Below are 12,968 nucleotides of genomic sequence, written 5' to 3'. Positions count from 1 at the left end.
GATGGCACCAAGGCGTTCTCGATGATCGCCTTCATCGGCTCGGTGTTTTCGCCGTGGTATCGCTGGTCGGGCCGCAAAGACCCGCAAAACCATTGCTGCATCAACCTTGTGACCACCGGGCGTGACGGTCGCTTCACGATGACGGATCGGGGCCGCTCTGCGCTGCGCCAAAGCCGCGACACGTTCGAAGTGGGGCCAAGCAAGGTGCATTGGACCGGCACCGAACTGGTGATCGATGTCGATGAATGGGGCGCCTTGCCGAAACTGGGCAAGCTTAAGGGGCGTATCGTGCTCACCCCCGAAGCGGTCACCAACGCCGAGGTGAAACTGACGCCGGATGCGGGCCACACTTGGCGGCCTTTTGCGCCGATGGCGAAGGTCGAGGTCAATCTGGCGCCCGGCCATAGCTGGACGGGGCACGGCTATTTCGATGCGAATTTCGGCACCCGCGCGCTGGAAGAAGATTTTGCCTTCTGGACATGGGGCCGGTTCCCGCTGCGCGACCGCACTGTATGCTTTTACGATGCGGTGCGTCTGGACGGCACCAAGGTCGCGCTGGCCGCGCAATCGGATCATGCGGGCGTGGTGCGCGAAATCGAGAACCCGCCGCCGCTGGTGAAAATGAAGCGCACGCCGTGGTTCGTGCGCCGCGAAACGCGTTGCGATCCGGGGGCCACGCCTAAGGGCGTCTTCTCGCTGCTTGAGGCGCCCTTCTATTCGCGCGCCTTGATGGAAACGACCATCGACGGCGAGGTGAGCGTGGGCATGCATGAGGCGCTGGATCTGGTGCGCTTCCGTCAGCCCGCCCTGAAACCAATGCTGGCGGTGCGGGTGCCGCGCCGTGCGGGCTGGAAATTCAAGGACTAAAACAAACAAAGGGCGCGCCTGAGGCGCGCCCTCGATCATTGTGGGGGCACGTGGTCACACGTGCCCCCTTTTTCTATGTTAGTCGATCTGCACCGCAGGCTCGTTCGGGTTGCGGCGCCACACGCTCCAGTTCAGCGCGCCGGCCACGGTGACCCAAGCCACATAGGGCAGCAACAGAACGCCCGCGACCCAGTCGATTTGCCAAAACAGCACGGTCATCGCAAAGACCGACAGCCACAGGCCCACCAGCACGGCCATGCCCGCTGCAAGGCGATGCAGGCCAAAGAAGATCGGGGTCCAAAGCGTGTTGAAGCCGATTTGCAGCCCCCAGACCGCCAGCGCCAGCCCAACACCGGCGTTTTGCCCGGCTTGCACCGCCACCAACGTGGCCGAGATCGACATCAGGATGTAAAGCGTGGTCCAAGCGGTCGGAAAGACCCAATTCGGCGGGGTCCATTCGGGCTTGTTGAGGCTGTCATACCAAGTGCCGGGTTTGAATACGGCCCCCGTTGTCCCGGCAGTCAGGCAGGATACGAGGAAAATAGCAAAGAAAAACAGGTTCACGGGAAGCCTCCGTTTGGGGAAGGGTGAGGTCTTTCACAAGAAAACGCGAAAGTGGCGACCCGGTTCCACCCCGATCGCCACTTTGGACGTTATGCCGCAGGTTATGCGGGCGTGTTTTGGGCTCAGGCAAGGCCCCGATCACGCGACTTGAGCGCGATCATCGCCTCGATCAGCTTGTCAGCGCGGTCCGGCCCTTCGGGCTTGCGCGCCGCCGCATCGACCAAAAAGGCCACCTCCGGTTCGGGCTTGGCATGCAACCGCGCAGACCGCGGCAGCAGGGAAAACCCGAAGGATGAGAAGACAGAGCCCACCATCAAGAAAATCTTGCGCCGCCCCGAGGTATAGGCACGGCTGGTGACGCTGTCATGGCCTTGGCGCACCACCTGATCGCCGATTGCGGCATAGACGCGGCCCGCCGCCAAAATGCCGGGGCGGCAATCGGCGGGCAGACAGCGCACGCCTGTGGCGGCGCGCCAGTATAGCCAGTCGGCGCGGGTGATCAGCTTTTCGGTGCACCGCAGGATGCCCGGCAAGGGCTTCGGATCGGCCAGAAATTCTTCCGGATCGATCCCCTCTTCGGCCAGCCAGTCGAGCGGCAGAAACAGCCGCCCGGCGCGGGCATCCTCGCCCACGTCACGCGCGATATTGGTCAACTGCATCGCCAGCCCCAAATCGCAGGCGCGCGCGATCACATCGGGGTCGCGCACCCGCATCAGCACGCACATCATCGCCCCCACCGCCGAAGCGACGCGGGCAGAATAGTCCTGCAGCTCGGACAGGTTTTGGTAGCGACGCCCAGAGGCATCCCATTCCAGCCCCTCGATCAGCGCCTCGGGCAAAGCGCGCGGCATGTCGAATTCTTCGACCACCGCCGCAAAGGCCCGGTCCGAGGCCGCATCGCGCGGCTGGCCCTTGTAGATCCGGTCCAGCCGTTCTTTCAGCGACATGACCGCCGCGCCCTTGTCCGCCGCCGCGACTTCGTCCACCGCATCATCGGCGACCCGGCAAAACGCATAAAGCGCCAGTGCCGGATCACGCACCCGCGCGGGCAAAACCCGCGAGGCTGCGTGAAAGGAATAGCTGCCGGTGCGGATCAGCTCACGGCAAACCGCCATGTCCTCCGGCGCGATCATTTGCGTGCCTTGCCCCGGGGTTTTTTGGGCGCACGGGCCGGTTTTGCCGCCGCCGGGGCCGCCGGTTTCGCTGCCGCAGGCGCAGCCTCTGCCGGTGCCGCCTTGGGCGCAACCGCCTTGGCGGGAGCGGATTTCGGCGCAGGCGTCGCGGCAGGCTTAGGCGCGGGCGTCTCTGCCTTGACAGGTGCCGCAGCAGCAGGCGCCGCCGCCGGGGCCGGGGCCGGTTTCGGCTCCGCCTTCGGCGCGGGTTTGGCGGCAGGTTTCGGCGCCTCCGCTTTCGGCGCGGCTTTCACCTCGCCCGTGAAGCCCGGCGCAGCACCGATCATATCGGCCACCAATTCGCCCGAACCAATCACCGAAGGCACACCCGCACCCGGATGGGTGCCCGCGCCGGTGAGGTAAAGACCATCCACCTCTTCGGAGACGTTATGCGGGCGGAACCACGCCGATTGGAAGATGCGCGGCTCCAGCGAGAAGCCCGCCCCAAACGGCGACAGATAGCGGTCGCGGAAGGTTTCGGGGGTAAACACCACCTCTTCGGTGATCTTGTCGGCCACGCCGGGCAACAGCCGTTCCTCGATGACCTTAAGCACTTTGGCTTTGTAAGCCTCCATGTCTTTCGACCAATCCACGCCATTGTCATGGCCCAGATGCGGCACCGGCGAGAGCACGTAGAACGTATCGTCGCCCGCAGGCGCGGCGCTCGGGTCGGTCACGGTCGGACGGTGGACATAAAGCGACATGTCATCGGCAAGCTTGCCGTTGATGAAGATGTCTTTGACATGCTCTTTGTAGCGCGGACCGACGACGACCGAGTGATGGCCCACGTCTTTCCACATGTTCTTGGTGCCTTTGGTGCCGAAATACCAAACGAAAAGCCCCATCGACCAGCGTTTCTTGTCGAGCTTTTCATCGGTCCAGCGCCAGCGCGTGGTGTTGCGCAAAAGGCGTTTGTAGGTGTGCCCCGCATCGGCGTTCGACACCACCACCTCGGCGGGCAATTCGGTGCCATCGCCAAGCCGCACGCCGGTGGTTTTGCCCTGCCGCGTCACCATGATCTCATCGACCTCGGTGTTCAGCATGACCTTGCCGCCATGGCTTTCGATCACCTTCACGCCCGCATCGGCAATCGCCTGAACGCCGCCCATCGCGTAATGGACGCCGAATTTCTTCTCAAGCTGGCTGACCAGGATATACATCGAGGTGACATTGAAGGGGTCGCCGCCGATGAACAGCGGGTGGAACGACAGCGCAAACCGCAGGTGATCGTCTTTGACCATCATTTTGGCGTGGTTGTAGACGGACCGATCCGCGCGCAGCATCCCGAAGGTCGGCAGAACCTTGATCAGGTCCCACAGCTTGTGCATCGGCTTACGGCCAAGGTTTTCATAGCCGAATTCGTAGCGCGCCTTGGCATCCCACATGAAATGGCGGAACCCCTCGACATCGCGCGGGCTGATCCGCTCCACCTCGGCCTTGACCTTTTCGTCATCGCCATAAGCGGTGTAGCTTTCCCCATCGGGGAACAAAATCTTGTAAAAAGGGTCCATCTCGACCAGTTTCACGTCCTTGTCGAAGTCGCGGCCACAATCGGCCCACAACTCGCGCAGACGGTCCGGAACGGTCACGATGGTCGGACCGAGGTCGAATCGATAGCCCCCTTTGGTGATCGACGAGCCGCGCCCGCCGGGCCGGTCGAGCTTGTCGACGACCGTCACGTTCCAACCCTTGGCGCTCAGCCGCATGGCCGCCGCCAACCCTCCGAGACCGGCGCCGATAACGACGGCCCGGCCCTTGCCTTCAGTGTTCATGGACATGGTCTTTTCAGTGGAATCCCGTTGCATGGGGCGCGATGATAGGGCGTCAATCTCGATTTACAACCGACATGGCATCGCAGCGACAAAACGTCTGTCCCCCTTCCCATTAAGGGGGGCGTGTGTAAATATGCATTTACACTTGTGGAAAGGTGAGGAGGGGGTGCCTCATGGCCGTCGCAACACTCAGCCTGTTTCGCTTTGAAGGCACCAGCCACCTGCCTTGGCTTATTTCGCAAATGGTCTTCGCGCGCAGGCCCCTGAACGCCGAACCCCGGCTTCGTTTTTTCAAACTTTGTGGCTCCGGCACTGGTGAAGGGTTCACCCCCAAGCCCAATCTGCATGTCTGGGCGATCATGTCGGCCTTTGCCAATGAAGAGGATGCCCGCGCCGTCACCCATGACAACCCGGTCTGGAAGAACTGGCGCAAGCATTCCGACGAACAACTTTTTATTCATCTGTCGCCGACCTCTTCGCGTGGCAGTTGGGGCGGGCGCAACCCGTTCATCCCCGAACCCGATGCCGCCCCCGATGACGGGCCGATGGTCGCGCTGACCCGTGCGGCAATCAAGCCGCATATGGCGACCCGTTTCTGGTCGCGCGTGCCGAATATTTCGGAGAAAGTCGGCTCCGACCCGAATCTGATCTTCAAGATCGGGATTGGGGAAATACCGCTCTTTCATCAGGTCACCTTCTCGATCTGGCCCGATGTGAAGACAATGTCGCAATTCGCGCGGGGCGACACCCCGCACGGACGGGCCATCCGCGCTGCGCGCGAAGAAGGATGGTTCACCGAAGAACTTTACGCCCGGTTCCGCCTGCTTGGAATCGAGGGCACCTGGATGGGCAAGAACCCGCTGGACGCCCGAAAAGACTTGGAAAGGGAAGCTGCATGACATCCGCTGTCGCTCAAATTCATCCCGTAGCAGAAGGCGCGCGGCAACGACCTGTCTTTCCTTTCTCGGCGATCGTCGGTCAGGAAGATATGAAACTGGCCCTGCTTCTGACCGCAGTCGATCCCGGCATCGGCGGCGTTTTGGTCTTTGGCGACCGCGGCACCGGCAAATCCACCGCCGTGCGCGCGCTTGCGGCTCTTCTGCCCGAGATTGAGGCTGTGCAAGGCTGCCCGGTCAATTCGCCCAAAGTGGAAATGGTGCCCGAATGGGCCACCGTGCATTCGACCGAAATCGTTCGCAAACCGACCCCGGTGGTCGATCTGCCGCTGGGTGTGTCCGAAGACCGCGTCGTGGGCGCGCTGGATATCGAACGCGCCATCTCGCATGGCGAAAAGGCGTTTGAGCCGGGCCTTCTGGCGCGCGCCAACCGCGGCTATCTCTACATTGACGAATGTAACCTTCTGGAAGATCACATCGTCGATTTGCTTTTGGACGTGGCGCAATCGGGCGAAAACGTCGTCGAACGCGATGGCCTGTCGATCCGCCACCCCGCGCGCTTTGTGCTGGTGGGCTCGGGCAACCCCGAAGAGGGCGACCTTCGCCCGCAGCTTCTGGACCGGTTTGGTCTTTCGGTCGAAGTGCTTAGCCCGCGCGATGTGGAAACTCGCGTTGAGGTGATCCGCCTGCGCGACACCTATGATGCCGATCCGATCAAATTCCTTGAGGAATGGCGTCCGAAGGACATGGAAATCCGCGAGCAGATCCTGAAAGCGCGCGAACTTCTGCCCAATGTCGAGGCGCCCAACACCGCGCTTTACGATTGTGCCGCGCTGTGCATCGCGCTTGGCTCGGATGGTCTGCGCGGCGAGCTGACGCTTCTGCGCTCGGCCCGGGCTTTTGCGGCCCTCGAAGGCGCGAGCACCGTGACCCGCGATCACCTGCGCAAGGTGGCGGGTATGGCGCTGTCGCACCGGTTGCGCCGCGATCCGCTGGACGAGGCGGGTTCCACCGCCCGTGTGGCACGTATCGTCGAAGAAACGCTGCCCTGATCATGGACCACGAACACCTCCGCTCGGCGCTGGCAGTGCTGACGGTTGATCCGGCAGCGATGGGCGGTCTGTGGCTAAGGTCACGGGCCGGCCCGGTGCGCAACACACTGACGGACACGCTGGCCCATCTGCCCTTCCCGATGCCGCTGCGCCGCCTGCCGCCCAATGTGGACGATCAGGCGCTTTATGGCGGGCTTGATGTGGCCGAAACGCTGCACACCGGCAAGCCTGTGCTGCGCGGCGGTTTGCTCGATAGCCCGCGCGTTTTTGTGCTGCCCATGGCCGAACGCTGCACGCCCAAACTGGGCGCGCGGCTGGCGCAGGCTTTGGATGCGCGCCAGCACGCGCTGATTGCGCTGGACGAGGCCGCCGAGGCCGAAGAGGGCCTGCCCTTTTCCATCGCCGACCGGCTTGGGCTGTTCATCGACCTGACAGAGACGCGTTCCATCGACCCCGAAGCGATCACCCCCGACGCCGATCAAATCGCGCGCGCGCGGGAATTGCTGCCCAAGGTGCAGATGCCGCAAGAGCGCGTGCAAGAGGTGGTGGAAGGCTGTCACAAGCTGCAAATCCAGAGCCTGCGCGCGCCGATGCTGGCACTGGTGGCGGCGCGTATCGTGGCCGCGCTGGATGGCCGGACCGTGGTGGAAAAGGATGACATGCTGGCCGCCGCGCGGCTGACGCTCGCGCATCGCGCCATTCCGTTGCAAGACATGGAAGACCAGCCGCCGCCCCCTCCGCCGCCGCCCGCACCGGAGGACACGCCGCCGCCGGACAACGACGATCAGGATCAAAGCGACCCGGGCGAAGGTCTGCCCAGCGAGATTGTGGTCGAGGCCGTGCGGGCAATGCTGCCCGATGATTTGTTGAAAACCATCGACCTGCGCTCCCGGCTCAAGGCCGCCAATGGTGGTGCGGGCTCGGGCGAGGAACGCATCGGCAACCGGCGTGGGCGCCCCCTGCCCTCACGCAAGGGTCGGCTGGAGGACAACGCCCGGATCGACCTTGTGGCAACGCTGCGCTGCGCCGCCCCGTGGCAGGGCTTGCGGCGCAAATCCGCCCCGCCCGCGCGCAAGCAGCAGGTTCTCTTGGTCGATAGCTCCGACATCCACTTGCGGCGGCGCAAGGAAATGTCCGACCGGGTGCTGATCTTTGCGGTGGATGCCTCTGGCTCGGCGGCGATGGCGCGCCTCTCTGAGGCGAAGGGCGCGGTAGAGCTGCTGCTGGCCCGCGCCTATAGCCAACGCGATCACGTCTCGCTTGTCAGCTTCCGGGGCGAGGGCGCACAGCTTTTGCTCGCGCCCAGCCGCTCGCTGACCCAGACAAAGCGGCATTTGTCGGGCCTGCCCGGCGGCGGCGGCACGCCGCTGGCCAGCGGGTTGGAATTGGCGATGTCCACCGCCAAACAGGCACGCTCGCGCGGGATGACACCGACGATAGCGCTTTTGACCGATGGGCGGGGCAATATCGCGCTCGATGGCAGCCCGAACCGCGCTTTGGCCGAGGAACAGGCAACGCAGATGGCCAAGGCCATTCGCGCGGCTGGCACGCCTGCGGTGATCATCGATACCGCGATGCGCCCCAACCGGCGGCTTCAGGAACTGGCTCAAAACATGGGCGGCCACTACATCGCCCTGCCCCGCGCGAATGCGCATCGGATGGCCGATGTGCTGGGGGCGGCTTTGGAGGCGTAAGCGATGGACCCGCGCAACCTGCCGGCAAACTGGCCCTATCGGTCTGCCGCGCGGATGGTGCGGGTCGAACGCATCGATTGGTGGGTGGTCGACACCGGCCCCCGCGAGGCCCCGGTTTTGCTGCTTTTGCATGGGCTGGGGGCGTCTGGCCACAGCTTCCGACGAACCATTCCGGGCCTTGCGAAACACTATCGTCTGATCGTGCCGGACCTGCCCGGCCATGGTTGCACCCGCACCAAAGACCGTGACCGGCTGGGCCTTTGCCCGATTGCCGAGGATTTGTGCTGGTTGTGCGATGCGATGGGCGTGCAGCCCACAGCGGTGATCGGCCATTCGGCGGGCGGTGCCATTGCGCTGCAAATGGCGCTCAACACCGGTATTCCGCGTGTCGTGGGCATCAATGCCGCGCTGGATCATTTTGAAGGCGTGGCGGGGGTGCTGTTTCCGCTGATCGCGCGCGGCCTTGCGGCCTTTCCGCTGACGGCTCCGGTGGCGGCGCGGCTTTGGGCCTCGCCCGCGCGGGTCAGCCAATTGCTTGACAGCACCGGATCGGTGATCGATGCGGCGGGCAAGGCACAATATACCACGCTGGTGCAAGACACCGAACATGTCGCGGGGGCGCTGGATATGATGGCGCAGTGGCGGCTTGATCCATTGATCTTGAACTTGCCGCGCCTGCGCAAACCCGCGCTGCTGCTGGCAGGCGCCGACGATAAGGCCGTGCCGCCCGACGTATCGGAAAGCGCCGCCCATGCGATGCCCCAGGTCGAGTTGCGCAAGATGCCGGGCGGGCACCTGCTGCATGAGGTGGCCGAAGACGGGCTTTCAGCGCTTTTGTCCGACTGGCTGGCAAATTAACGCCTTGCGGGCCGCCCCTCGAAAACCAATCCCCGGCCACACCCACCTGCCCCAATGCCCGCCGAAATCCCGGGCAAAAGGCCAATTTCCTGTGGGGAAGACGCAGGTTTACGACTTATCCACCATAATCTGCTTTACAGATCGCAGCGCCATCCCCACGATATCTGGTAGGGACGGCCGGATGAACCGCCGCTCATAGTGAACGATCCAAGCTCTTGGGGAACATCTCCAAGCGTGCACAGGCAACCGGGGGCAGCATGGCACTGAGCGCAGACTTTTTCGACGGCACCGAGATCCATCCGATCGATGTGGTCGAAACGCTGGCGCAGGCGCATGACTGGCCTTTTGAGCGCGTGGCCGATGATCAGATCGCCATGGCGGTCGAGGGGCAATGGCGCAGCTATTCGCTGACGCTTGACTGGTCCGAGCAAGATGAAACCCTGCGGCTGATCTGCACCTTTGAAATGGACCCGCCGGGCGAGCGGGTGGGCGCGCTCTATGACCTGCTCAACCGCATCAATGACCAATGTTGGACCGGCGCTTTTACTTGGTGGCCGGACCAAAAGCTGATGGTGTGGCGCTACGGGCTGGTGCTGTCGGGCGGGCAAATCGCCGGGCCCGAACAGATCGACCGAATGTTGCGCGCCGCGCTCAATGTCTCGGAACGGTTCTATCCGGCGCTGCAGCTGGCGACCTGGGGACAAGAAAGCCCCGAAGCCGCGCTAAAAGTCGCCATTGCCGAGGCTTACGGGCGCGCCTAATCTCCCGCCCAAAAGGGAGATCGCGATGGACTTTTCCGAGATCGAGAAACGCGGCCTTGTGCTTTTGGGCTGCGGTAAGATGGGGTCTGCCATGCTGGCGGGCTGGCTGGACCAAGGGTTGAAACCGAAATCGGTGCATGTGATCGAGCCGTTCCCCTCAGACTGGCTGAAAGAGAGCGGCGTCACGCTGAATGACAAACTGCCCGAGGCGCCCGCCGTGGTGCTGGTGGCGGTCAAACCGCAGATGATGGGCGAGGCGCTGCCCACGCTGAAGGATATGGGGGGCGGCGCAACGCTGTTTGTGACCGTGGCGGCAGGCACGACGCTGGCCACCTATGAAACGATCCTTGGGACGCAAACCCCGGTGGTGCGCGCCATGCCCAACACCCCCGCCGCGATCGGCCGCGGCATCACCGCGATTTGCGGCAATGGCGCCACGACCGAGGCACATCTGGCGCTGGCCGAGGGGCTGTTGCAGGCTGTGGGCCAAGTCGTGCGGCTGGAAGGCGAGCATCAGATGGATGCCGTCACCGCGATTTCCGGTTCTGGCCCGGCCTATGTGTTCCACATGATCGAAGCCTTGGCCGAGGCGGGCGAAGCCTTGGGCCTGCCCGGCGATCTGGCGATGAGCTTGGCCAAAGCCACGGTGGGCGGCGCGGGTCAACTGGCCGAAGACAGCGCGGTGTCCCCTGCGCAATTGCGCGTCAATGTCACCTCGCCCGGCGGCACCACCGCTGCGGCTTTGGCCGTGTTGATGGACCCCGAAACCGGTTTGCCGCCCTTGATGCGGCGCGCCACCGCCGCCGCCGAAGCCCGTGGGAAGGAATTGGGAAAATGAGCGATCCGATCAGCTATGACGATTTTGCCAAGGTCGATATTCGTGTCGGTCGGGTGGTCGATGTGCAACCCTTTCCCGAGGCGCGCAAACCCGCCTATAAACTGTGGGTCGATTACGGCCCCGAGGTCGGGGTCAAGAAATCCTCGGCCCAGATCACCAAGCATTACACCGCCGAAGAGCTTGTCGGGCGGCAGGTGCTGGGCGTCGTCAACTTTCCCCCGCGCCAGATCGGCCCCTTCATGTCCGAGGCTTTGGTTCTGGGCCTGCCCGATGAGAACGGCGAAGTGGTGCTGATCGGGCCGGGGCAAGAGGTGCCGATCGGCGGGAAGATGTTCTGATGCGGCTTTTGGTCAGCCGCGCGCAAACCGCGCGTGTCAGTGCGATTTTACGCGACGAATTCGAGGCGGAGTTTCGCGACAAAGACGCCCCGATGACCGTTGCAGAGGCGCGCGCGGCCTTGGCCGATTATGACGCGCTTTTGCCAACGCTGGGCGATGCCTTCGGGGCCGCGGCCTTCACCGGCCCGATCCGGGCAAAACTTTTGGCCAATTTCGGTGTCGGCGTGAACCATATCGACCTTGCCGCGGCCCGCGCGGCAGGGATTGCCGTCACCAACACCCCCGGTGCGGTCACCGATGCCACCGCCGATATTGCGATGACACTTTTGCTGATGTCGGCGCGCCGCGCCTCGGAAGGGGAGCGGCTGCTGCGCGCGGGCGAATGGACCGGCTGGGCGCCCACGCAAATGCTGGGCGCGCATGTCACTGGCAAGCGGCTCGGTATCATTGGCATGGGGCGGATTGGGCAGGCCGTGGCCCGGCGCGCGCATTATGGTTTTGGGATGGAGATTGCCTATACCACCCGCAGCCCCCAAAATCTGCCATTCGCGCCCCCCCCCCTGCCCTTGCACGATCTGCTGGCTTGGGCAGATTTCGTGGTGCTGGCCGTGCCCGCCACCGCAGAAACCCGCAATATGATCGGCGCGGCAGAACTGGCCGCGATGCGCCCGCATGCGCATCTGATCAATGTCGCGCGCGGCGATGTGGTCGATGAAGCCGCGCTGATCGCGGCGCTTGAGGCGGGGCAGATCGGCGGTGCAGGGCTGGATGTCTATGCCAAGGAACCGCTGGTGCCCGAGGCCCTGCGGTGCCTGAACAACGTCACGCTTTTGCCCCATCTTGGCACCGCTACCGAAGAAGTACGCGACGCGATGGGGATGATGGCGGTCGAAAACTTGCGCGCCTTCCGTCACGGCAAAGCGCTGCCCAACCCCGTCTAGGCGCTTGACCTTCCCCCCAAGCGGGCCGAATTTGGCGCAACACTGGGGGGAGCGACCATGTATCAGCCAGCCATCACCGCCACCGGGGTCTTTGTCCCGCCCGAAGCGATCTCGAACGACGATCTTGTCGCCGCCTTCAACGCTTATGCAGATCGCGTGAATGCGGAAAATGCCGCAGCCATCGCAGCGGGCGAGATGGCCGCGATCCCGCATTCCTCGTCAGAGTTCATCGTCAAGGCCTCTGGGATCGAGAACCGATATGTGATGGACCGCTCGGGCGTTTTGGACCCGGCGCGGATGTATCCCAACCTGCGGCAACGGTCTGACGACGACCCCGGCATCATGGCGGAAATGGCGCTTGCGGCATGCACCGCCGCGCTGGAAAAGGCGGGCCGTCAAGGCGACGAGGTTGATCTAGTGATCTGCGCGGCCTCCAATATGGAGCGCGCCTATCCGGCTGTTGCGATTGAAATTCAAAAACTTCTGGGCGCGGGCGGCTTTGCCTTTGACATGAATGTGGCCTGTTCCTCGGCCACGTTTGGCATTCAGGCGGCGGCGGATATGATCCGGTCGGGCTCGGTGCGGCGCGCGCTGGTGGTGAACCCGGAAATCACCTCGGGCCATTTGGAATGGCGCGACCGCGATTGCCATTTCATCTTTGGCGATGTGGCGACGGCGACCCTGATCGAACGCCAAGATGATGCCGCGCATGGTTTTATAATCCGCTCCACCCGCTGCGCGACCGAATTTTCCAATGCGATCCGCAACAACAACGGCTTTTTGCGCCGCAACCGCCCCGACGGGATGCAAGACCGGCGCGACATGCAATTCATGCAAGAGGGTCGTAAGGTTTTTAAGGAAGTGCTGCCCTTGGTCTGCGCCCATATCGGCGCGCATCTGACCGAGGAAAGCGTGCCCGCAAACAGCCTGAAACGGCTTTGGCTGCATCAGGCGAACAAGACGATGAATGATTTCATCGGCCGCAAGGTGCTGGGGCGCGACCCCGAACCGGGCGAGCAACCCAATATCTTGCAAGAATTCGCCAATACCTCTTCGGCCGGGTCGATCATCGCCTTTGACCGGTTTTCTGATGACCTTGCGCCGGGCGAGATGGGGCTGATCTGCTCCTTTGGCGCGGGCTATTCGGTAGGCTCTGTAATCGTCGAACGGTATTGAAACGCGCCCAGAGCCGCCGCACGCGGCTCCGGGCGGGTC

At 63.6% G+C, this 12,968-nt stretch carries 12 protein-coding genes and 1 pseudogene; 10 read left to right on the top strand and 3 right to left on the bottom strand.

Annotation, left to right across the window (positions count from 1 at the left end; genetic code table 11):
* The first annotated feature begins 21 nt into the window (after nt 1-21).
* Nucleotides 22-867, top strand: a complete 846-nt coding sequence (gene crtC, locus CKO11_RS07635) for a carotenoid 1,2-hydratase (protein WP_223635725.1) — start codon at nt 22-24, stop codon at nt 865-867.
* A 78-nt stretch (nt 868-945) separates the two neighbouring features.
* On the opposite strand, the gene tspO is transcribed toward crtC, so the two are convergent.
* The 3 genes and pseudogenes from tspO to CKO11_RS07620 form a co-directional block, all read right to left on the bottom strand.
* On the bottom strand, nt 946-1,431 hold the full coding sequence (gene tspO / locus CKO11_RS07630; RefSeq protein WP_223635722.1) for a tryptophan-rich sensory protein TspO: 486 nt from the start codon (nt 1,429-1,431) through the stop codon (nt 946-948).
* Nucleotides 1,432-1,553: 122 nt separating this feature from the next.
* Nucleotides 1,554-2,564: a 15-cis-phytoene synthase gene (gene crtB, locus CKO11_RS07625; protein WP_223635719.1), complete on the bottom strand. Its 1,011-nt coding sequence runs from the start codon at nt 2,562-2,564 to the stop codon at nt 1,554-1,556.
* 266 nt (nt 2,565-2,830) lie between these two features.
* Nucleotides 2,831-4,381: pseudogene (locus CKO11_RS07620) on the bottom strand (phytoene desaturase); the annotation flags it as partial.
* Nucleotides 4,382-4,548: 167 nt separating this feature from the next.
* Here CKO11_RS07620 and crtA point away from each other — a divergent pair.
* From crtA to CKO11_RS07575, 9 genes are all read left to right on the top strand, one after another.
* A complete protein-coding gene (crtA, locus tag CKO11_RS07615) occupies nt 4,549-5,274 on the top strand; it encodes a spheroidene monooxygenase (protein WP_223635716.1) in 726 nt (241 codons plus the stop codon).
* Nucleotides 5,271-6,323, top strand: a complete 1,053-nt coding sequence (gene bchI / locus CKO11_RS07610; RefSeq protein ID WP_223635712.1) for a magnesium chelatase ATPase subunit I — start codon at nt 5,271-5,273, stop codon at nt 6,321-6,323. Before crtA ends, bchI begins: the two co-directional genes overlap by 4 nt.
* A gap of 2 nt (nt 6,324-6,325) precedes the next feature.
* A complete protein-coding gene (locus CKO11_RS07605) occupies nt 6,326-8,017 on the top strand; it encodes a magnesium chelatase subunit D (RefSeq protein WP_223635709.1) in 1,692 nt (563 codons plus the stop codon).
* 3 nt (nt 8,018-8,020) lie between these two features.
* Nucleotides 8,021-8,875 carry an alpha/beta fold hydrolase BchO gene (bchO, locus tag CKO11_RS07600; RefSeq protein WP_223635704.1) on the top strand — a complete coding sequence of 285 codons (855 nt, stop codon included), beginning with the start codon at nt 8,021-8,023 and terminating at the stop codon, nt 8,873-8,875.
* Between the two features lie 257 nt (nt 8,876-9,132).
* Nucleotides 9,133-9,636: a YbjN domain-containing protein gene (locus CKO11_RS07595; protein ID WP_223635701.1), complete on the top strand. Its 504-nt coding sequence runs from the start codon at nt 9,133-9,135 to the stop codon at nt 9,634-9,636.
* A 25-nt stretch (nt 9,637-9,661) separates the two neighbouring features.
* Nucleotides 9,662-10,474: a pyrroline-5-carboxylate reductase gene (proC, locus tag CKO11_RS07590; RefSeq protein ID WP_223635698.1), complete on the top strand. Its 813-nt coding sequence runs from the start codon at nt 9,662-9,664 to the stop codon at nt 10,472-10,474.
* Nucleotides 10,471-10,812, top strand: a complete 342-nt coding sequence (locus CKO11_RS07585) for a tRNA-binding protein (protein ID WP_223635680.1) — start codon at nt 10,471-10,473, stop codon at nt 10,810-10,812. The genes proC and CKO11_RS07585 overlap by 4 nt, the downstream gene beginning before the upstream one ends.
* The gene (locus tag CKO11_RS07580) at nt 10,812-11,753 is read left to right on the top strand and encodes a 2-hydroxyacid dehydrogenase (protein WP_223635677.1); all 942 of its coding nucleotides are present in this window, start codon (nt 10,812-10,814) and stop codon (nt 11,751-11,753) included. The genes CKO11_RS07585 and CKO11_RS07580 overlap by 1 nt, the downstream gene beginning before the upstream one ends.
* 57 nt (nt 11,754-11,810) lie before the next feature.
* Nucleotides 11,811-12,929, top strand: a complete 1,119-nt coding sequence (locus CKO11_RS07575) for a beta-ketoacyl-ACP synthase III (RefSeq protein ID WP_223635674.1) — start codon at nt 11,811-11,813, stop codon at nt 12,927-12,929.
* Nucleotides 12,930-12,968 lie beyond the last annotated feature (39 nt).

Source organism: Rhodobacter sp. TJ_12 (assembly GCF_020023995.1).
Classification (GTDB): domain Bacteria; phylum Pseudomonadota; class Alphaproteobacteria; order Rhodobacterales; family Rhodobacteraceae; genus Rhodobacter.
The sequence above is the reverse complement of the archived record's forward strand: the minus strand, read 5'-3'. Positions and strand labels throughout refer to the sequence as shown.